This window comes from Clostridium guangxiense (assembly GCF_021043395.1).
Classification (GTDB): domain Bacteria; phylum Bacillota; class Clostridia; order Clostridiales; family Clostridiaceae; genus Clostridium_S; species Clostridium_S guangxiense.
The window spans coordinates 27,659-48,090 of the sequence record NZ_JAJNKE010000004.1; the positions used below are offsets into that span (position 1 = coordinate 27,659).

Sequence of the window (20,432 nt, forward strand, 5' to 3'; positions counted from 1 at the left end):
TAAAGAAGGATGATTTTGCAATATGAAAAAGCTTCTTATAATAGCTGGACCTACAGCTGTTGGAAAAACGGATATATCAATTAAACTTGCTAAAGAATTAAATGGAGAAATAATTTCAGCAGATTCTATGCAAATTTACAAATACATGGATATAGGTTCTGCTAAAATATCTACTGATGAGATGCAGGGAATAAGACATCATCTTATTAATATAAAAGATCCATCAGAAGAATTTAGCGTTGCTGAATTTAAGGATAAAGCAACAATTGCAATAGATGATATAGTAGAAAGAGGCAAATATCCAATAATAGCTGGTGGAACAGGTCTTTATATTAATTCAATTATATGTAATTATGAATTTACAGGAACCTATAAGGATGATGATTATAGAAATTATTTAAAAAATCTTGCTGATGAAAATGGTAAAGATTATGTTCACGAACTTCTTAAAAATATAGATAGAGAATCTTATGAAAAGCTTTATCCAAACGATTTAAAAAGAGTTATAAGAGCGCTTGAAGTATACAAAGTAACTAAAAGAACTATAAGTGAACTAAACAAAGGTGTTAACTTATATGACATTTCCTACGATATAAACTATTATGTACTTAATATGAATAGAGATAAACTTTATGAACGAATAAACAAAAGAGTTGACAAAATGCTTTCTCATGGACTTATAGATGAGGTTGTAAAACTTAAAAATATGGGATATAATTCAGATATGCAGTCAATGAAAGGCATTGGGTATAAAGAGGTTTTATACTACCTTGACGGTAAATTAAGTTTTGATGAAGCTGTTGATCTTATTAAAAAGGGAAGTAGACATTATGCAAAAAGGCAGCTTACCTGGTTTAGAAAAGATAAACGTGCAAAATGGATAAACAAAGATTTATATAAAGATGATAGTGAGATAGTTAATCAAATTAAAGAAGATATATTAAAGAATAATTAAAAAAGAAGGATTTTATAAAATTTTATAGAATTATATATTTAAAACGAAGCGGAGGGTGAATAACATGAATAATAAGCCAACAAATAACTTACAGGACATATTTTTAAATAATGCAAGAAAAAATAAAATACCTGTTACGATTCATTTAACCAATGGATTCCAATTAAGGGGAAATGTAAAGGGATTTGACAGTTTTACAATAATATTAGATAATGATAATAAGCAAATGATGGTATATAAGCATGCGGTTTCAACTATAACACCGCTAAAACCTATACTTTTCAATCAAAACCCACAAGATGAAGAGTAAAAATAAAACTACAAACTACATTTAATATGTAGTTTAAATAAAAAATAGGCAATAATTTGCCTATTTTTTTTTATTGTGATACCATGTTTAAGGATGAATTTTCAGGAGGTTTATTTTATTATGTTAAATTTGACAAAAGAAACGTTAATGAATACATATGATATCAGCGAGGATGTTTTTAATTTATATGAAAAAGCACTTAAAGATGTCAAAGATGAATTTGCTTACTACGACGAAATACGAGAATTTAATCAGCTTAAGGTTCTAAAAGCACTCCAAGCTGAAAAAATAAGTGAATCACATTTTACTAATTCTTCTGGTTATGGCTATGGAGATATAGGAAGGGATTCCCTTGATAAGGTATATGCAAATATATTTAACACTGAAAGTGCTCTTGTGAGACCTCACTTTGTAAATGGTACCCATGCTATAGGTTCCGCGCTCTTTGGAAACTTAAGAACTGGTGACACGCTTCTTTCTATATGTGGAATGCCTTATGATACTCTTCATGATATAATAGGTATAGGAAATGAAAAAAGGGTAGGGTCCCTTAAAGAATATGGCGTAAAATATAAAATGATTGAGCTAAAAGACGGAAAAGTAGATATGGCTAAGGTGAAAAATGAATTAAAACAGGATCAAAGTATAAAATTAGTTCATATTCAACGTTCTACAGGTTATGGCTGGAGAAAATCTTTAAGCGTAGATGAAATAGGTGAAATTATTAAAAATATAAAATCAGTTAAACCTGAAGTTCTAGTTTTTGTCGATAATTGCTACGGCGAATTTATAGATACAAAAGAACCAACAGATGTTGGAGCTGATATAGTTGCAGGTTCTCTTATAAAAAACATAGGTGGAGGAATTGCTCCAACAGGTGGATATATTGCAGGAAAAGCTGAATGCGTAGAGCAAGCTTCATATAGGCTTACTGTGCCAGGAATAGGGGGAGAATGCGGTTCTACCTTTGGTGTCATGAGACAACTTTATGAAGGTTTATTTCTTGCTCCACATGTATCCATAGAGGCTGTTAAAGGAGCAGTATTTTGTGCTAGAATAATGGAACTTTGTGGTTTTGAAGTTCTTCCTAAATATAATGACAAAAGAAGCGACATAATTCAAGCAATTAAATTTAATGATAAAATGAAATTAATTAACTTCATAAAGGGGATACAACATGGTTCTCCTATAGATTCATTTGTTGAATGTGAACCATGGGATATGCCTGGATATGAAGATGAAGTTATAATGGCAGCAGGTGCTTTTATTCAAGGATCTTCTATAGAACTTTCAGCTGATGCACCTATAAGAGAGCCTTATATAGGTTATCTTCAGGGAGGACTTACTTTTGACCATGCAAAAATAGGGATACTTATAGGTTTATCAAAATTACTTAAAAGTAATTAAAAAAGAGAGTAAAACTCTCTTTTTTAGTATTCTCTATAAATCCCCTTTAGTTTACCTATTATTTTGCAGTCGTCAACAATAATAGGATCCATAGTGTGATTTTCAGGTTGAAGTCGTATTTTATCATTTTCTTTAAAAAATCTTTTTATTGTAGCTTCATTTTCTATTAATGCCACAACAATTTCACCATTTTCAGCAGAATTAACTTTTTCTATAATAGCTAAATCTCCATCATAAATACCAGCCTCTATCATACTTTCTCCACTAATCTTTAAAATAAACAAATCATTGTTTCCTCTAACAAAATTTAATGGGATAGTAAAATAATCTTCTATATTTTCAACTGCCAAAATTGGTTGACCAGCTTGAACCTTTCCTACTATAGGAATATCAACCATTTCTTTTTTTGCAATAGGATCTTTAATTATTTCTATGGCTCTTGGTTTTGTAGGATCTCTTCTTATAAGACCCTTTTTTTCAAGTTTTGATAAATGACTATGTACTGTTGAAGTTGAACTAAGGCCTACCTTAGCACATATTTCTCTTACAGATGGCGGATAACCTTTATCTAATACTTCTTGTCTTATAAATTCATAAATTTCACTCTGTACGTCTTTATCTTTATGCACTGCCATCATTACACCTCGCAAATCTTATTTATATAGAAAATTATAACACAAGTATTATTTCTGTGCAAACTAATGTTCTGTTATTGAATTGTTGTTTTATATTTGATATAATATATCTTTATGGAAACCAAAGTAAAAGCAGCTCAGTTCTAATTCAAAATATAAATTTGTAAAGAGGGTAGTGCATTTTATGAAAAAAAATTGTGTCCTTAATTTAAACAAAATATGTGACAACTGTGGAGAATGTGATATATGTGATCTTGATCCAAACAAAACATGTAATAATTGTGGAAAATGTTTAAATATAAACGGATTTGATACACGTTCAATAAAAATAGATGATGTAATAGATGATGAGGCGGAAGCTAAGAAATTTGAGGAAGAAGCTAAAAAAGATGAGAATGTAGATGAAGTTTATTCAGCGAATGAAGTTGAACTTTTAAACGATTATAATGATGATTATGTGGATACGGATAAAAAAGAAGAAATTGATTTTGAACTAATTGACGACATTGATGGGTTAAACGAAATATTAGAAGATGAAGAAAAAAGGAAAAAGTATATTGATGAAACTTATCCAGGAATGTTTGTTATAAAAAAATCAAAGTAACGCTTATAAAAGTGCCTGCAAATTTTTAGGATTTGTAAGCACTTTTACTATTTTTTATTCTAATGAATTTAAAGGATTTGATTTTACAGCCTCTCTTAACTTTTCGTCATCTACATGGGTGTAAATTTGGGTAGTTGATACGCTTTCATGTCCCAATATTTGTTGAAGACTTCTAATATCAACATTTCCGTATTTATACATAAGGGTTGCAGCAGTATGCCTAAGCTTATGTGGGGTAAACTTCTCATAGCTAAGTCCAGCTTTAATAACGTATTTCTTAACCATAAGTTCTACAGTTCTTTTATTTATTCTGGTTAATTTCCTACTGATAAAAAGGGCATCAGCATACTCTTTATGTATCTTCCCTGCAATTTTGTTTCTTTCGACTAAATATGCGTTTATTACTCTAATGCAGGTTTCGTTTAAGTATACCGTTCTTTCTTTATTTCCCTTACCTATAATTGTAAGTGTATCTCCTTTGATCTTTGATATATCTATGCTTACAAGTTCGGATAAGCGCATGCCGCAATTTAAAAATAATGTTATTATGCAGTAATCTCTTTCATAAAAGGGGCCATCTATTGAGTTTAGAAGTTTTTTACTTTCTTCTAATGTCAGATAAACCGGATTTCTTTTATTGATTTTTGGAGATTCTAATTCAAGAGTAGGGTTTTCTTTTATTATTTTAGCTTTTCCAGTAAGATATTTAAAGAAAGATCTTAAGGTTGCAACTTTTCTAGCTCTTGCATAAGAACTATTATTTCTATAGTTTTCTGCAAAAGATAAAAATGCATATAAGTCACTTAAGGTTATGTTTTCTATAAACCTATTGTCAATATCATTTATCTTTATATTATCAAAGTCTTCATTTTTATTTACAAGACCTTTATACAATTTTAAAAATCTAAAAAACAAAATTAAGTCAATTTTATAATTGTATATAGTATTTTTAGATTTTCCGCGAATTGTACCTAAGTAATTTAAAAAATTATTAACTTCAAAGGGTACATCAGAATCAAAAGCTTGTCTAATATCATATTTCATGTAAAAACCTCCTAAAAATTACTCTTATTTCGTCAAATTCACATTTTACGAATAAAATATTCGACGTAAGGGGAGAAAAATCCTTCTTTTATATAGTATATAGTAATTAGTCTTTAATAATTTTTTCGATTATACTTTCTTGAAAGTCATAGAATTGTACTTATTTTAAAAAATATAATTTTTGTTTTTGCCAGAAAGAGTTTTTATATAATATAGGTATAATTTGATTTTATCTCCCCTATATTTCATTGATAATCAAATGATAAAAGTTATCAATGAAGCTCAAAAAATATTTAATTCTTTTTTAGCATACTATAAAATAAAAGTCCAAGAAAAATCATTCCTCTTGAACTTTTTTGAATTCCTATACAGTTTCGCTCGTTTCTTTGCCAATTATAACGCTATTTATTGCATTTACAAAAGCATATGCACTGGCCCTTACCACATCAGTATCCACAGCCTTAGCAGTGTATTCTTTACCATTATAGTTTACTTGGATAGCAACTTTACCAAGTGCCTCTTTACCTTTAGAAACACTTTTTATTTTATATTCTCTAAGTTCTATATTTATCTTTATAACATCTCTTATAGCGGTATAAACTGCATCTACTGGTCCATTACCTACTCCTTCGCCTTTATAAACGCTGTCCTTTTTTCTTATTTTAACGGTAGCTCTTGAAAATAAAATATTGCTTACAACTTCTATGTCTATTAATTCATAAAGTTTATTTTTGAATTTTAAAAATTCATTGCCTTGTTCGCTATTTTCTTCAAGATTTTTTTCTATAAGATATAAAAGGTCATAAGAATATATCTCTTTTTTCTTATTAGCAAGTTCAAGAAAATTTTTGAATAAGTTTTTGAATTCTTTATTGCTGAACTTATCAAAGCCAATTTTAGCTAGGCCTTTTTTAAACGCACTTTCTCCTGAGCGTGAAGTTAAAACAAGTTCTGAATTTTCTATACCAATATCTTCAGGATGTATTATTTCATATGTATTTTCTGAATTTGTAATTTCCGTCATTCTTAAATTTGAATAATGTGCAAAAGCATTGCTGCCAGTTATAGGTTTATTAACTTGTATATCTATTCCCATAAGATAACTAACAAGTTTTGATGTATTACTTATTTCGTTTGTAGCTATATTTGTATAAGCATTATAATATTTTTTATGAAGTTTAATAGCCATTGCAACTTCTTCTAAAGCTGTATTTCCAGCTCTTTCTCCAATTCCGTTTATAGTACATTCTATTTTATCTGCACCATTTTTGATTGCAATTAAGGAATTTGCCGTTGCAAGGCCTAAATCGTTATGACAATGAACACTTAAAATTATATCTTTATCTAAGTTCTTGAGTCTATAATTTATTTTATTTATCATTTCTCCATATTCATCAGGAACCATAACACTCACAGTATCCGGAATGTTTATTATATTAGCTCCAGCTTCAACAACAAGTTTAATTTTTCCCCAAAGGCTTTCGAAATCCTGTCTTGAAGCATCTGTAAATGAATATTGAACTTTAGGTAATATTGATTTTGCGTATTTTATAGCATCAATATTTTGCATAAATATCTGTTCCTTATTTTTTCCATCATATAAATCAGATGATCCTAAAACAATATGAATTATTGGATCATAAGAATTTTTTATGCAATTATATACTTCGTCAATATCACGTCTTATAGCTCTTGATGGAACAGAAATTGTAGTTTTAGTGCCAACCTTTTGAGCTATAGCTTTAGTAATTTCTAAATCATTATGCGATAAGGATGGGAAACTCGTTTCTATTATGTCAACTTTCATCTTTTGAAGTTGATATGCAATCTTTAGTTGCTCATTTATATTAAGCTTAGCACCCGGAATTTTTTCACCATCTCTCAAGGTCGTATCCATGATCAATATTTTCTTCATAATACTTTTACCTCCATCATATATAGCTTTTGCATATTCGTCTATAAAACAAAACCTCATCTCAAACCAGAGACGAGGTTATAATCCCGCTACCATTTAAAAAGATAACTAATTGTATATACTTATGATAATATTTATAGTCACACATGTCAATAGCTATTTTATTTTTTTAATCTCATATGGAGTTTCTTGGTATACATAATAGTTAAGCCAATTTGAAAAAAGTAAATTCGCATGCCCTCTCCACGTAACAAGAGGTTTTTTTGACGGATCATCATCTTCAAAATAATTTTTAGGTGGTTTAATATCCAAACCTAAATCTAAATCCCTTACATACTCATCATTTAAAGTATTTTTATCATACTCGGAATGCCCCATTACAAATATTTGCTTCCCTTTTTTATTTGAAACTATATAAACACCAGCTTCATTCGATTCCGCAAGAATTTGAAGATTTGGATTTTCCTCTATATCCTCTTTTTTAACAGTAGTATGTCTAGAATGAGGAGCGTAAAATTTATCATCAAAACCTCTTGTAAGTTTAACATGTTCCTTTGTTACAGTATGTTTAAATACTCCAAACAATTTTTCAGGAAGTTCATATTTTTTTATCCCATAATGATAATACAACCCAGCTTGAGCACCCCAACATATATGAATTGTAGATGTTACATTTGTATTAGTCCATTCAAATATTTCGCAAAGTTCTTTCCAGTAATCTACATCTTCAAATTTCATTGTTTCAACTGGTGCACCAGTTATTATCATTCCATCAAATTTTTCATTTTTTATTTCGCTAAACTTTTTATAAAACATTAAAAGGTGCTCTTGAGATGTATTTTGTGAGGCATGTGTCTCTGTATGAATAAATGTTGGATTCACCTGAAGCGGAGAATTACCAATTAATCTTAAAATTTGAGTTTCAGTAACAATTTTTTTAGGCATCAAATTTAAAATTAAAATATTAAGTGGTCGTATATCTTGATGATAAGCCCTATTTTCATGCATAAAGAATATATTTTCATTTTCCAGAGTTTGAGCTGCTGGAAGATTATCAGGTATTTTTATTGGCATATATGTCACCGTCCTATATATAAAATTAAAACATAAAAAATCCGTTTTCAAACAAGAAAAACGGATTATAAGTATCAAAAATACTCAAAACTGTTTTTCTTATCTTTCAAAACATAAGTTTTGCAGGAATTAACACCGTACATTGAAATGATAATGCCGGTTGTTAGGTTTCATTGGGCCAGTCCCTCCACCATTCTAGATAAGAATTAACCATATTACTTTTATATTATAGTTGTTTGTTTGTTAAATTGCAATATTTTTGATTAAGTTTACAATAAATTGCATTTACATAATAAATATTATGTAAATTAATATCCCTACTTTGAATATTTTGCTTAACTATACTATAATATTAAGGTATTTTAAATTTTATGAGGTGATTAAATGAAACCTATTGGGATGAGAAATATAAAAACTGCTCTATCTGTATTTTTATGTGTTTTAGTATCTAGATTACTAAAGATGGAATACCCATTTTATGCTGCTATAGCCGCTGTAATATCAATGAGCTCCTCCGTTACTGATTCCTATATTGCTGGAAGAAACAGAATGTTTGGAACTTTCGTAGGTGCTATGATAGGTCTTTTATTTTCGCTTGTTTTACCTGGAAATATATTATTATGCGGTGTAGGTATTATAATTATCATCTACATATGTAATATATTAAATTGGAATAAATCCATAAGTATTGCATGCATAGTTTTCACTGCTATAATGACAAATTTAAATGGCAGAAATCCTTTTTCATACAGCTTTAATAGGCTTTTAGATACTCTGCTTGGTATCACCATTGCATTAGCAGTAAATTATATTTTTATACCTCCTAAATATGTGGGTAAAATAATACATCAATGTAATACTGTAATAGATCATCTATTTATAATATTCGGCAAAAACACTATTTATAATGAAGAAATAAATTTAAAAGAGTACAGTGACAAATTAAATAAATTAGAAAACTATATAACTACCTACAGCAAAGAAATAAGATTTTCTAAGGAAACTGCAATAAAAATAGATAATATAAAAAGTATGATAACTCAATTTAACAAAGCTTATTACTCTTTAAATATATTAAATTCATTAAAACATAGTAAAAATTTAAATAAGGACAATGCAGCAAAAATAGAAGCCATATTTAATAAAAAAGTTCCCTCACATGAAGGCACCTATACAGATGAACTTATTGTATATAATTATCATGTAGGCGAATTATTAAATATATTGGAATCTTTGATTGAGCATAATATAACCAAGGATGAATTTATTATGAAAATATAAAAAAATCTCCACATACATAAATAAGCTATGTGGAGATTTTTGTCAAAGTACTAACTTTTAAGATTTTTATTGCATTAATATTTTAGTTAACATTAATTTGTATTTACATAATACTTATTATGTAAATAATATTGCGTTTTCCCCTTTAATAATAATTTATATTATATATGGCAGTCTATTTAAATAAACTCATTTGTTGATTATATTTTTTCATATTCTTTATAGATTTCATTTTTCTAATAATTATTTTTTCATTACCACTTAAATTTCCTATTAACATAGGTAAATTAGGATCATGTTTTAACCAATTATTCTGGACTAATTGATTATTAAAATTTGCATAGCAGTATAGGCAATGATGTTTGCAAGTATTATATTGACCAATATCCACACTTTTTACACACCCACATACTTCCCTTTGCGTATCATCTTTTTTTACATCTACAGGTACACCAATTATTTTAGAAATCAATTGATCATCTATACATTTTCCTTTTTTTATTCCGTATTTAGACAAATCAATTCCTTCTGAGCATGTTTCAATTTTTATATTGTAATTACTTGCAATGCTTGCCAATCTATCTGCTATATCATTCATATCATCTTTATCAAGTGAATATATATTTAATTCTTTGGTATTTCTTTCTGTCTTTTTATATAAATCTAAAAAACTTATAACACACTTATCTGTGTATCCTGCAATGTGCTTACAAAACTTTTCAAACCACTCATAATGGTATTCTTTAGTATAAAAGTCATTTAGTAATATGGGGTCATATCGCCATATTACTTTCTCCTTTCCTATTCTACTGGAAAGTTCTTTGAAGGTTTTTATAATATCCTTCTTTGCTCTTGTTCCCTTCTCCACGTCATTTCTATATGCTGTTATAGTAAATTGAAAATAGTATTTGAAATCTTTTATTTCATCCAATCTTTCTAACATTGGTTTTGCATCCTTTGTCCAAAATACAAAACAATCTACAGTTTTAGGTGTAAGTTCTATTTTACTTACTTGTTTTGCGTTAAATGGATTTACTACATATACAAATCCGTCTTTAATACTATTAAAAAACCATTTGCTATAAAATGCTGGTATGTCAGTTCTCCTGCTTACACTAACAATCATTCCATTTAACCCCTCCATATAATTTATATGGTCTTTATTAGCCTAACTTAATAGATTTTAAGATGAATGAAGTATTATCTAGATACTTTTATATTCTAAATAATTTTTTATTATTATAAATTATATCATTGTTAATTTGCTCCTTATACTTTAACAAATCTACATCCAAGCTATCTATTTCACTTACCATCTGATCGTATGAATAATTTACCTTAACTTTCTCTGAAATTATATCACTTTTAATATTATCTATTCTTTGTGAAATATATTTTATATCTTCTATATAATTATCAATTATTTTTACTTGATATTGTAATTATATTTGGGAAACCTAAATTTATGCTATCCTATAACAATAAAAACTTGCAAGATATTAAAAATCAAAGAATATATGGATTAGAATTTTTTGATTTAATAATGCTTTTAATAGCTTCTATTAGTATTTTATTCTTATTGTATTCATTAAATCAGTTTAACAAACTAAAACCTTCATATGAATCTTTAAGACAAGATATAAAGAAATCTATTAATAATAATCTTTGCAACTGCTCTAATCCTAAAAATTGCAATTGCAAAGATGAATATATAAAATTTATGAAAACTAAAGGGATAGATTTAATATTTTAAGTCTTATCCCTTTTATAGGCTAATTTCTATAAATACTTCCATCCTTTGCAATAAATAAATTATCTATAGTTCCTGTTCCGCCATTCTTTTTCATTGACTGACTAGTTAAACGAACACTATAATATTTCTTTCCATTTTTAGTTATAGAATTAAAGACAGTAGCAGCTATATCACCATTAGAAAAATTAGAATATCCATCACCACTTGGACCATTTGAAACAGTAGTTATTTTATTGTTTGATCCTAACTCATAATTTATAGCTGCAATTGCTGCTTCTTCAGACGTATAATTATCTTCTTGACTAGAATTGTTAGCTGTACTTTTATTATTTGTACTAGCTGCTTGCGTATTAGAACTGTTTTTTGTTGATACATTTACATTCTGTTTTTGAGTATTCTGTACAGTATTTGTATTAGTTTGATTTTTAGTAGAAGAATTGCTACTATCTAGTGCTGCAGTAGTATTATTTTTTTGATCTTTATTAGTAGTTTTTACATGAGCGACTTTATTTGTACTAACCTTAGATTGTGCAGCTTTATTATTGCTTGTATTTAAAATTTTTGCATTAGTTAAAATACTGCCACCTATAATGCATGCAGCAACTACTCCAACTAATGTTCCAATTAATGTTCTCTTTTTAAATTTAGTAATCATAATAATTCTCCTTTTTATTTCAGATTTACTTACCATCGGAACTTCCCACGGCTTTACATCAAAAGACGAAACAAGTGATGTTAAATTAATAATTGTATCACCATATTTTTTATGATTGTTACTCTTTATATAACTTAATGCCTTGGCATCGCAGGCTATTTCAGAATCTTGCCTTAGTCTTTTAAATGAAAAGTACAATATTGGATTAAACCAATGGATAAGATTTAATAATGTAATTAGCCAATTTACAAAAGTATCTTTGCGCCTAAAATGTGTAAGTTCGTGAATAATTATATATTTTACTTCTTCATTGGTTAATTTGTGAGTCATGTATTTGGGTATTAATATAACAGGTTTAATTAAGCCTATTATGCATGGTGTCTTTACACTATTAGATTTTTTTATCTGTATATTACATCTTACTTTCATTGCTTTCTTGCACTGCTTTAGAGTGTCACAAATTTCAACTTCTCTAAATGATTCCTCTGACTTAACCTTAAAGCAAAATATTGTGTATATGCATAATAGATATATAGCACCAATCGCTAGAACAGCAATCCATATTATGCTTAATATATGCAAAATATTTTGATTACTATCTTGATTAAAACTATTATTAACATTAATTTTTGTATAAATATAAGCTGGATTATTTGTAATCTGCGTATTGCTTGTATTTATAATGTTGCTTGTGATATTTTTATCAATATTTACAGTATTATAGATGCTAAATGGACTGCTTAATGAATACGGTAATAGCAATCTAATTATAATAATAAACCATATATAATAGTGCCAAGCTGGACTAAGTTTATTTTTTAATAATAATTTTATAATCCATATAATAATAGCTGCTACTGTAGCCATAACCGATAACTTAATTGTCTGAAGAAATAAAGAAAAAACTATATACATATCTTATCATTTCCTTTACTTCATATTTTCATCTAATATTTTTTTTAATTCTGATATTTCGTCTTTGCTTAATTTCTGTTTTTTTAAAAAGTTTGAGACAAATAAATTAACAGATCCTTGATATATTTTATTTATAAATGATTCTGTCTCTAAATTCATCATTTCATCCTCTGTAACAGCTGGTAAATATTGATAGTTTTTCTTTTCTTTTATTACATCAATAGCCCCTTTTTTTACTAATCTGCTTATAAGCGTATGAACTGTCTTAGGACTCCAATCACAATTTTCATTAAGCCCTTCTATAATTTCTGAAAAAGTAGCAGGATGCTGATTCCATAAAACTTGCATAATACGCCATTCGGCATCTGATATTTTAGGTGAATTTTTCAAATATACCCCTCCTTACCTACAAATGTAATCCACGTTTACAGATTACACTTGTAGGACATTTTTGTCAATAGTTAAAAGGAAAAATAAACAAATTAATCCCAATCTATTCAAAAAGAATAACTAAAAAATAACGACCATTCAAGTTTTCGAATGATCATTTATTTTTTCTTACACCATATAATTTACCACTTATTTAAAAACTATTAAAAAAGTTAACTATATGGAAAGTCAATCCACTTTTTTATACTTTTATAATTTTCAATATCTTCCCTTGATAATTGTGTTATATCAATCCATGTTAGATAAATTTGGATTAGATTCATTGATTTTTACGCCTTCTCTTACTAATTCTTCTGAATTATAATATTACACTCTTCCAAAGCTTTTTGTACAATTTTATTTGTATTAGAATCAGTAAGTGTGTTCCCTATTTCTGCAGTTGAAGCAAATTCTTTAGTAACTAATTTAGTTATATTATTATTATACGGCCCTTGTAATTTCTTAGATTGTTCAAGCAAAAAAACATTAGCTGAATTATTTAGCTTTTTAGCTTGCTCTTCAGTAACAATCCTTGATATCTCCTAAAGTGACTTCAGTTACAAAGCCTAACAAAAAAATACATAATATGTATCACCTAATAAAACTTAAAATCACCTCATAAGCCACAGGAACTAAAAGAGCCGGCAGCATATTCCCTACTCTGAACTTTTTGCCGAAAGAAATATTTACACCAACACAAAAAATCAATGCTGAACCTACAAAAGACAAGTTTTCAATAAGTACCTTTCCTAAAAGTGATCCTGCAAGAATGGTAATGAATGTAATGCCTCCCTGATAAACGAAAACTGGAATTGCAGAAAACATAACCCCAAATCCATGAGTAGAAGCAAGAATTATAACTATAACAAAATCCAAAATAGATTTAGCGGCTAACATTGAGTAATCTCCTTTAAGACCATCTTGTATTGAACCAACTATAGCCATGGCTCCAATACAGATAATAAGCGATGCATTAACAAAACCTTCAACAAACTGGTTGTCTTCTTTTATTCTTGCTACAGTTTTAATTTTTTCACCCAAAGTATCCAGCCACTTCTCAATATCCAATGCTTGTCCGATAAATCCCCCTATTACAAGTGAAAAAATTAAAAGCATGGTTCCCTTTGTTTCTATTCTGCCATTATTTATAGTAATCATTCCTTGAAGTGCTCCAGCAATGCCAATAAATATTGTAGCGACACCACATGCCTGCATTAAAATATCCTGCATTTTCTGTTTCATTCCATTTTTAAGAAACATACCAATAGCACTTCCAATGATTACAGCTGTTGTATTTATAATAGTACCTAATCCCCTCACAAAATAGCCTCCTTTTTACTTATAAAAACTGTTTTCTACTATTATATAAAGATTTATATCCTAAATTTAAAGATAAAAATACTGTTATACAAACGGAAGTGCAAATCGCAATCATAATAGCTATTTGATACATAATTGCTGTTGTAGGAAGCGTACCAGATAACATTTGTCCTGTCATCATTCCTGGTAAAAATATAATTCCCATTCCAAGCATTGAATTAAGGGTAGGAATTAATGCTGTTTCCAAAGCGCTATTAGCAAAAGGCTTTAAAATATCCTTAGGTTCTATACCTATGTTGAGCAGTGTATTAATTTTATTTTTTTCTCTTTCAATAGATTCCATAAAAGTTTTTATTGCAATGTTTACTCCTGTCATGGCATTTCCAATTATCATACCGGCTAAAGATATAGTGTATTGTGGATTAAATATGGATTTGTTAACCACTACACCTACAAAGAAAAACAATACAAAAAGTCCAGGGAATGTTAAAGAAATTCCTATTGCAACTTTAAATTTACGGTTTAAATCTTTTCTACTTTTAATTACTCTATTGATAGAAAATGCTATAATAACAATTAAAAAAGCTATCGTAAATAAAGGATTGGGATTGCCAAATATGTATTGAAGTATATATCCTACAATTACAAGTTGAACTGACATCCTTAAGCTTGCAACTATAAGAAGCTTCGTCTTATTAACCTTTGATTTTTTCATTATTAATAAAACAATAAGTAATAATAAATATATAAGTGAAAATCTAAAAATACTAAGTTTAACTATTCCATGCATATTATCGCCTCTTTACTATTTCAATTTTATTTTCACAAAATTCTTCTACAATACCCTTGTCATGACTTACAATTACTATATCAATATTTTTTTCTTTGCAAAAATTTATTATATTTCTCATTACTCTATAACTATTTTTTTCGTCTAATGCTGAAGTTGGTTCATCTAACAATATTACTTTGGGGCATAAAGATAAAAAAATTGATATGTAAACCCTTTGACGTTCTCCACCAGAAAGCGTGGATGCATTCTGCTTCAAAGGAACATTTGCAAAACAAAGTTCAGTAATATATTTTATATAATCTTCTTCTGGCATAGGTGCTTGTCTCAAAGAATAAAAGGTTTTAAAATTATCTAGAATACTCTCATCAAAAAGAAAAGGATCTTGAGAAACCAAGCTCACTTCACGTCTTAAAGAAATAGGATCATATTCCTCTACTTTTTTTTCTTTATATAATATTTCACCTAATACTGGGCTTATAGTATGATTTAATAGCTTTAAAAAAGTACTTTTGCCGCTTCCACTCTCCCCTACAATAAAATTAACTTTACCTCTTTTAATTTTTACATTGTCATAAGTCAAATTTTCTTTATAAACAATATTATTCGCTTTAAATAATATTTCATCCATTACATTCACATCCTTTGTTTATACTCTATATTTTATTTTATCATTAAAATAAAAAATTACTACAGCATTTATACTTTACTGTAGTAATTTTTATCAGTATTCACTTCTACCTTTTGAATCAAATTTAGCTCTTGCACTTTCGGCATTTGGATCGTGTTTTATATTTTTCTTTTTAAATGTTCCATCTTCTTTTTTATCATTCTGCGTCTTATTCATTTTGTTGTTCATTAAAAACACACCTCTCTATTAGTATGTTTCCCTCTCATATGACTTTTTATTCCTCTACTATATGAATTTTATCATCAATGACATCGACTATTGCTTTCCCGCCATCAGAAAGTTTTCCAAACAAAACTTCATCTACAAAATATGATTTTATATCCTTTTTTATAATTCTAATTATTTCACGTGCACCGTATTTTGAATTAAGCGCTTTATCAGCTATCCATTCAATGCACTTATTAGTTATTTCGATTTCTATATTTTTAGAATTAAGTTTATCCCTTAAATATTTAAATTCTTTTTTTACTATCAATTCTGCCATTTGTAAATTCATTTCATTAAAAACTATTATATCATCTAATCTATTTCTAAATTCAGGTGAGAAATACCTGTTTACTTCTTTATCTATATATTCTCCACCCACAGTTCTATGTCCAAAACCTATTATATTTTTGCCAACCCCTACTGCACCCTTGTTTGAAGTCATAATAAGTATTACATTTCTAAAGTCAGCCTTTTTTCCAGAAGTATCAGTCAAGGTTGCATAATCCATTATCTGAAGAAGAACATTTAAAATGTCTTGGTGAGCCTTTTCTATTTCATCAAGAAGCAATACACAATATGGATTTTTTCTTATAGCATCTGTTAAAAGTCCACCCTCCTCATATCCAACATATCCCGGAGGAGAACCTATTAGTCTTGCTACAGTATGCTTTTCTTGATACTCACTCATGTCAAATCTTATTAATTTTATATTAAGTACTTCTGATATCTTTCTAGCTATTTCTGTCTTTCCAACACCTGTAGGACCTACAAATAGCAAATTAGCTATAGTTTTAGCCTCATCATTAAGACCCGCTCTAGATCGTTTTACAGCCTTAACTACGGCCTCTATAGCACTGTCCTGACCAAAAATATTTTGTTTTAAAGTACCTTCTAAAGATTTTAGCTTTTCAATTTCATTTTCTGATACCTCTGTTACAGGTACACCGGAGATAGAGGAAATTACATTTTCTATGTCTTTTACATCTATACTTATAACATTTTCATCTTTTCTGCCCATCTGAGAAAGCGCACCACATTCATCAATTACATCAATTGCTTTATCAGGTAAAAATCTATCGTTTATATATTTAGCTGAAAACTTTGCTGCCGCCTGTAACGCACTATCAGTATATCTTACATTGTGGTACTCCTCGTATCTTTCTCTTACTCCTTTTAAAATATCATAAGTCTCCTCTACGGTTGGTTCCTTAACGTCAATCTTTTGAAATCTTCTTGATAAGGCTCTATCCTTTTCAAATATCTTTTTATACTCATCATAGGTTGTAGAGCCTATAAATTTAATTTTACCTCCAACAAGATATGGTTTTAATATATTAGATGCGTCTATTGAGCCACCTGAAACTGCACCAGCTCCTATTATAGTATGTATCTCATCTATATATACTATTGGCTTATCTTGTTTTTCGATATCGCTTAATATTTTTTTTATTCTTTCTTCAAAATCTCCTCTATATTTTGTACCTGCAACCATACTTGCCATATCAAGAGCATATATTTTACTCCCTTTTAATACATTTGGCACTTGACCTTTTACAATCAATTCAGCTATACCTTCTGTAATGGATGTTTTTCCAACACCGGGCTCTCCAACATGTATAGGATTGTTTTTTCTTCTTCTACACAAAACTTGAAGAGTTCTTTTAATAACATCCTCTCTTCCTATAACAGGGTCAATAAGTCCTTTAGCTGCTTTTTCAGTTATATTATCAATAAAATTACTTGAAATAGGTTTATCAGTTTCCTCATAGTAATCATATGCATAATATTCCTCATCATTATCACTATATTCATATGAATTGTTAATTTTATCATTAACAATGGAAATTCCATGAGTTATATAATTAAGAAGGCTTATTCTAGTAATGCCTTGTCTTTTTAAATAATATCCTCCAAAAGAATTTTCATCATCATAAATTGCTACATATATATCTCCAATAGTAATACTTTCATTTCCACTTGAGAAAACATGTTTTGCTGCAGAATTAATTATATTTTGAACTCCTTCTGTTTGTATTGGTTCCCCTTTATCTAGTTTTTCAATATTAGCTGAAAAATAATCCTCAAGCTCCTTTTTTAATTCCTCTACAGAACCTCCAGAATTTTTTATTATTTTTATGCCATCATCATAAAATAGAGAGGCATAAAGTATATGCTCAGGAGTAAAATATTTGTGCATATCATATTTTGCCTCACTATATGCTGCTGTAATAATTTCATCTAAAGTATCATCAAATCTCATAACTACGCCCCCTTCATAGTCAGCTTCAGCGGATATCCATTTTTACTTGCCATATTCTGAGTTTGTTTAATCTTAGTAGCCGCTATGTCATAGGAATATATTCCTGCAACTCCGCTTCCTTTTTTATGTACACTAAACATTATTTTAACTGCCTCAGGAACATTTTTTGAAAATATGCTTACCAAAACTTCTACTACGAAATCCATAGTAGTATAATCATCATTATATATTATTACTTTATACATCCTAGGCTTTTTTATTTCATCAATTGTTTTTTCTTGTAATTTTGTTTCACCTGACATAAGAACAGCTCCATATTACTAAATATTTTAATATAAATTATTATATCATTAATTTATATTAAAATATATGTATGAAGTGGCATTTTATTATACTAATGTAAAAAAACAAGCTACTGTTTCACTTTAAACAGCAGCTTGCTTGAAGTTTTCATTATTCAAAACTTAGAGTCATCTATACCATCAATCCATTTTTCTACAGGATCAACTATACTTTTTATGCTTCCAGCTTCAAATGGAGAAATAAGCTTTGCACTTTTAACTAATTCTAAGAAAGACTTACTTCCACCTAATTTGCATAATGATGCATAGTCTTTCCAAGCCTCATCTCTATTATCAAGAGACTTTTTCCAAAATTGAAATGCACAAAGTTGAGCGAGAGTATAATCAATATAATAAAATGGGCTTTCATATATATGCCTTTGCTGCTGCCAATACCCACCATTTTCTAGAAAATCATTATCTTCATAATCTACATAAGGAAGATATTTTTTTTCGATTTCTCTCCAAGCCTTTTTTCTATCATCCGGCGTCATATCTGGATTTTCATATACAACATGCTGAAATTCATCAACTGCAACGCCGTATGGTATAAATAAAAGTGCATCGCTTATATGGAAAAATCTATACTTTTCTTCCTCTTCCTCAAAGAACAACTTCATCCATGGCCATGTAAAAAACTCCATACTCATAGAATGTATTTCCGCAGCTTCATAAGTTGGAAAACTATATTCAGGTATATTTAAATCCCTACTTGAAAATACCTGGAATGCATGCCCCGCTTCATGAGTAAGTACATTAACATCTCCTGATGTGCCATTAAAGTTAGAAAATATAAATGGTGATCTGTATTTACTTATATAAGTACAATATCCGCCACTGCCTTTTCCTTTTTTACTTACAAGATCCATAAGTTCATTTTCAATCATAAAATTAAAAAACTCTTTAGTCTCATTTGAAAGCTCACCATACATTTTTTGTGCATCTTTTACCATCCATTCTGCATCTCCATGTGGTTTAGCATTTCCTGATTTAAAATAAAACTTAAGATCGTAATATTTTATTTTATCAAGTCCAAGTCTTTTTCTCTGCTTCTCAATGATTTTTTGTGATACTGGAACTATTACCTTTTTAACTTGTTCCCTAAAATTCTTAACCATTTCAGAATTATAATCTGATCTTAACATTCTCTTGTATGCAAGTTCTACAAAATTATTAAATCCAAGCTTTTTAGCTATTCTAGTTCTTACCTTTACAAGTTTGTCATATATATCATCAAATTCTTTGCTATTATCTACAAAAAACTTATATTTTTTCTCACTTGCTTCTTTTCTAATCTTCCTATCCTTTGATAAAGTAAATGGAATCATCTGTGAAAGATTTCTCTCTTCTCCCTCATACATTATTTTAGCTGATGCTAAAAGTTTTGTATATTTGCTTGATAATTCATTTTCCTCTTTAAGGTCATCTATTACTTCATCAGAAATTGTTGATATTTGATATTCAGCTATAGTAAATAATTGTCTACCCCATTTTTTTTCAAGTTCATCTCTAAACTTTGAATTTATAAGACATTTATAATAATTTGATATTATTCCTTCATATATTGGCATATTTTTATCCCAAAAATTTTGTTCTTCTTCATAAAAAGAATCATTTGTATCAATTGTATGTCTTATGCTTGCAATAGTCATCATAGACTCAATTTCATTTCTTAATTTATTAATTTGTCTTATTATTTCATCTTGTTTTTTAAAACTATCTGCTGCTCTAAATTTCTTAAAAAAATCGTTAAATTCACTCCTTATATCAGCAATACATGGTCTTTTGTATTCGAATTCTTTAAATTTCATTTTCATATCCTCTTTCTTCATACTTTTAATTATGT

Annotated in this window: 21 protein-coding genes and 1 riboswitch; of the genes, 6 read left to right on the top strand and 15 right to left on the bottom strand. The window is 28.6% G+C overall.

The window, feature by feature from the left end; genetic code table 11:
* Window positions 1-22 precede the first annotated feature (22 nt).
* From miaA to LQK79_RS04445, 3 genes are all read left to right on the top strand, one after another.
* Window positions 23-955, top strand: a complete 933-nt coding sequence (miaA, locus tag LQK79_RS04435; protein ID WP_053242098.1) for a tRNA (adenosine(37)-N6)-dimethylallyltransferase MiaA — start codon at window positions 23-25, stop codon at window positions 953-955.
* A gap of 64 nt (window positions 956-1,019) precedes the next feature.
* Complete coding sequence (hfq, locus tag LQK79_RS04440; RefSeq protein ID WP_053242099.1) at window positions 1,020-1,265, top strand: RNA chaperone Hfq; 246 nt, start codon at window positions 1,020-1,022, stop codon at window positions 1,263-1,265.
* A gap of 120 nt (window positions 1,266-1,385) precedes the next feature.
* Window positions 1,386-2,672, top strand: coding sequence for a methionine gamma-lyase family protein (locus LQK79_RS04445; protein ID WP_053242100.1), 1,287 nt, complete (start codon window positions 1,386-1,388; stop codon window positions 2,670-2,672).
* A gap of 23 nt (window positions 2,673-2,695) precedes the next feature.
* Here LQK79_RS04445 and lexA read toward each other — a convergent pair whose 3' ends face one another.
* Window positions 2,696-3,307 (bottom strand): transcriptional repressor LexA, encoded by a 612-nt coding sequence (gene lexA / locus LQK79_RS04450; RefSeq protein ID WP_053242101.1) that lies wholly within the window; start codon window positions 3,305-3,307, stop codon window positions 2,696-2,698.
* Window positions 3,308-3,491: 184 nt separating this feature from the next.
* On the opposite strand from lexA, the gene LQK79_RS04455 reads away from it, so the two are divergent.
* A complete protein-coding gene (locus tag LQK79_RS04455; protein ID WP_053242102.1) occupies window positions 3,492-3,911 on the top strand; it encodes a hypothetical protein in 420 nt (139 codons plus the stop codon).
* A 54-nt stretch (window positions 3,912-3,965) separates the two neighbouring features.
* On the opposite strand, the gene LQK79_RS04460 is transcribed toward LQK79_RS04455, so the two are convergent.
* The 3 genes from LQK79_RS04460 to metA form a co-directional block, all read right to left on the bottom strand.
* Window positions 3,966-4,955: a tyrosine recombinase XerC gene (locus tag LQK79_RS04460; protein WP_053242103.1), complete on the bottom strand. Its 990-nt coding sequence runs from the start codon at window positions 4,953-4,955 to the stop codon at window positions 3,966-3,968.
* A gap of 364 nt (window positions 4,956-5,319) precedes the next feature.
* Window positions 5,320-6,870, bottom strand: a complete 1,551-nt coding sequence (locus tag LQK79_RS04465) for a 2-isopropylmalate synthase (RefSeq protein WP_231015695.1) — start codon at window positions 6,868-6,870, stop codon at window positions 5,320-5,322.
* Between the two features lie 156 nt (window positions 6,871-7,026).
* Complete coding sequence (gene metA / locus LQK79_RS04470) at window positions 7,027-7,944, bottom strand: homoserine O-acetyltransferase MetA (RefSeq protein WP_231015696.1); 918 nt, start codon at window positions 7,942-7,944, stop codon at window positions 7,027-7,029.
* A 96-nt stretch (window positions 7,945-8,040) separates the two neighbouring features.
* A riboswitch (SAM riboswitch) is annotated at window positions 8,041-8,150 on the bottom strand.
* Between the two features lie 178 nt (window positions 8,151-8,328).
* Here metA and LQK79_RS04475 point away from each other — a divergent pair.
* A complete protein-coding gene (locus tag LQK79_RS04475; protein ID WP_231015697.1) occupies window positions 8,329-9,225 on the top strand; it encodes an FUSC family protein in 897 nt (298 codons plus the stop codon).
* Window positions 9,226-9,400: 175 nt separating this feature from the next.
* On the opposite strand, the gene LQK79_RS04480 is transcribed toward LQK79_RS04475, so the two are convergent.
* The gene (locus LQK79_RS04480; protein WP_231015698.1) at window positions 9,401-10,351 is read right to left on the bottom strand and encodes a DUF1848 domain-containing protein; all 951 of its coding nucleotides are present in this window, start codon (window positions 10,349-10,351) and stop codon (window positions 9,401-9,403) included.
* 258 nt (window positions 10,352-10,609) lie between these two features.
* Between LQK79_RS04480 and LQK79_RS04485 the strand changes: the two genes are divergently transcribed.
* A complete protein-coding gene (locus LQK79_RS04485) occupies window positions 10,610-10,978 on the top strand; it encodes a hypothetical protein (protein WP_231015699.1) in 369 nt (122 codons plus the stop codon).
* Window positions 10,979-10,997: 19 nt separating this feature from the next.
* On the opposite strand, the gene LQK79_RS04490 is transcribed toward LQK79_RS04485, so the two are convergent.
* The 10 genes from LQK79_RS04490 to LQK79_RS04530 all read right to left on the bottom strand — a co-directional run bounded on the left by LQK79_RS04490 (window position 10,998) and on the right by LQK79_RS04530 (window position 20,397).
* Window positions 10,998-12,548, bottom strand: coding sequence for a M56 family metallopeptidase (locus tag LQK79_RS04490; protein ID WP_231015700.1), 1,551 nt, complete (start codon window positions 12,546-12,548; stop codon window positions 10,998-11,000).
* A 15-nt stretch (window positions 12,549-12,563) separates the two neighbouring features.
* The gene (locus tag LQK79_RS04495; RefSeq protein ID WP_053242108.1) at window positions 12,564-12,938 is read right to left on the bottom strand and encodes a BlaI/MecI/CopY family transcriptional regulator; all 375 of its coding nucleotides are present in this window, start codon (window positions 12,936-12,938) and stop codon (window positions 12,564-12,566) included.
* Between the two features lie 344 nt (window positions 12,939-13,282).
* Window positions 13,283-13,456, bottom strand: a complete 174-nt coding sequence (locus tag LQK79_RS04500) for a hypothetical protein (RefSeq protein WP_231015701.1) — start codon at window positions 13,454-13,456, stop codon at window positions 13,283-13,285.
* A gap of 112 nt (window positions 13,457-13,568) precedes the next feature.
* Window positions 13,569-14,297, bottom strand: coding sequence for a DUF554 domain-containing protein (locus tag LQK79_RS04505; RefSeq protein WP_231015702.1), 729 nt, complete (start codon window positions 14,295-14,297; stop codon window positions 13,569-13,571).
* Window positions 14,298-14,316: 19 nt separating this feature from the next.
* Complete coding sequence (locus LQK79_RS04510) at window positions 14,317-15,087, bottom strand: ABC transporter permease (RefSeq protein ID WP_053242112.1); 771 nt, start codon at window positions 15,085-15,087, stop codon at window positions 14,317-14,319.
* Between the two features lies 1 nt (window position 15,088).
* A complete protein-coding gene (locus tag LQK79_RS04515) occupies window positions 15,089-15,718 on the bottom strand; it encodes an ABC transporter ATP-binding protein (RefSeq protein WP_231015703.1) in 630 nt (209 codons plus the stop codon).
* Between the two features lie 93 nt (window positions 15,719-15,811).
* Window positions 15,812-15,946 (bottom strand): CPC_1213 family protein, encoded by a 135-nt coding sequence (locus tag LQK79_RS20825; RefSeq protein ID WP_157055732.1) that lies wholly within the window; start codon window positions 15,944-15,946, stop codon window positions 15,812-15,814.
* 46 nt (window positions 15,947-15,992) lie between these two features.
* Window positions 15,993-18,245 (bottom strand): ATP-dependent Clp protease ATP-binding subunit ClpA, encoded by a 2,253-nt coding sequence (gene clpA / locus LQK79_RS04520; protein ID WP_053242113.1) that lies wholly within the window; start codon window positions 18,243-18,245, stop codon window positions 15,993-15,995.
* A gap of 2 nt (window positions 18,246-18,247) precedes the next feature.
* Complete coding sequence (locus LQK79_RS04525; protein WP_231015704.1) at window positions 18,248-18,547, bottom strand: ATP-dependent Clp protease adaptor ClpS; 300 nt, start codon at window positions 18,545-18,547, stop codon at window positions 18,248-18,250.
* A gap of 155 nt (window positions 18,548-18,702) precedes the next feature.
* Complete coding sequence (locus LQK79_RS04530; protein WP_231015782.1) at window positions 18,703-20,397, bottom strand: M3 family oligoendopeptidase; 1,695 nt, start codon at window positions 20,395-20,397, stop codon at window positions 18,703-18,705.
* Window positions 20,398-20,432 lie beyond the last annotated feature (35 nt).

Coding starts and splice junctions, on each gene's coding strand:
- miaA (WP_053242098.1), top strand. CDS start 23: ATGAAAAAGCTTCTTATAATAGCTGGACCTACAGCTGTTGGAAAAACG.
- hfq (WP_053242099.1), top strand. CDS start 1,020: ATGAATAATAAGCCAACAAATAACTTACAGGACATATTTTTAAATAAT.
- LQK79_RS04445 (WP_053242100.1), top strand. CDS start 1,386: ATGTTAAATTTGACAAAAGAAACGTTAATGAATACATATGATATCAGC.
- lexA (WP_053242101.1), bottom strand. CDS start 3,307: ATGGCAGTGCATAAAGATAAAGACGTACAGAGTGAAATTTATGAATTT.
- LQK79_RS04455 (WP_053242102.1), top strand. CDS start 3,492: ATGAAAAAAAATTGTGTCCTTAATTTAAACAAAATATGTGACAACTGT.
- LQK79_RS04460 (WP_053242103.1), bottom strand. CDS start 4,955: ATGAAATATGATATTAGACAAGCTTTTGATTCTGATGTACCCTTTGAA.
- LQK79_RS04465 (WP_231015695.1), bottom strand. CDS start 6,870: ATGAAGAAAATATTGATCATGGATACGACCTTGAGAGATGGTGAAAAA.
- metA (WP_231015696.1), bottom strand. CDS start 7,944: ATGCCAATAAAAATACCTGATAATCTTCCAGCAGCTCAAACTCTGGAA.
- LQK79_RS04475 (WP_231015697.1), top strand. CDS start 8,329: ATGAAACCTATTGGGATGAGAAATATAAAAACTGCTCTATCTGTATTT.
- LQK79_RS04480 (WP_231015698.1), bottom strand. CDS start 10,351: ATGATTGTTAGTGTAAGCAGGAGAACTGACATACCAGCATTTTATAGC.
- LQK79_RS04490 (WP_231015700.1), bottom strand. CDS start 12,548: ATGTATATAGTTTTTTCTTTATTTCTTCAGACAATTAAGTTATCGGTT.
- LQK79_RS04510 (WP_053242112.1), bottom strand. CDS start 15,087: ATGCATGGAATAGTTAAACTTAGTATTTTTAGATTTTCACTTATATAT.
- LQK79_RS04515 (WP_231015703.1), bottom strand. CDS start 15,718: ATGGATGAAATATTATTTAAAGCGAATAATATTGTTTATAAAGAAAAT.
- LQK79_RS20825 (WP_157055732.1), bottom strand. CDS start 15,946: ATGAACAACAAAATGAATAAGACGCAGAATGATAAAAAAGAAGATGGA.
- clpA (WP_053242113.1), bottom strand. CDS start 18,245: ATGAGATTTGATGATACTTTAGATGAAATTATTACAGCAGCATATAGT.
- LQK79_RS04525 (WP_231015704.1), bottom strand. CDS start 18,547: ATGTCAGGTGAAACAAAATTACAAGAAAAAACAATTGATGAAATAAAA.
- LQK79_RS04530 (WP_231015782.1), bottom strand. CDS start 20,397: ATGAAATTTAAAGAATTCGAATACAAAAGACCATGTATTGCTGATATA.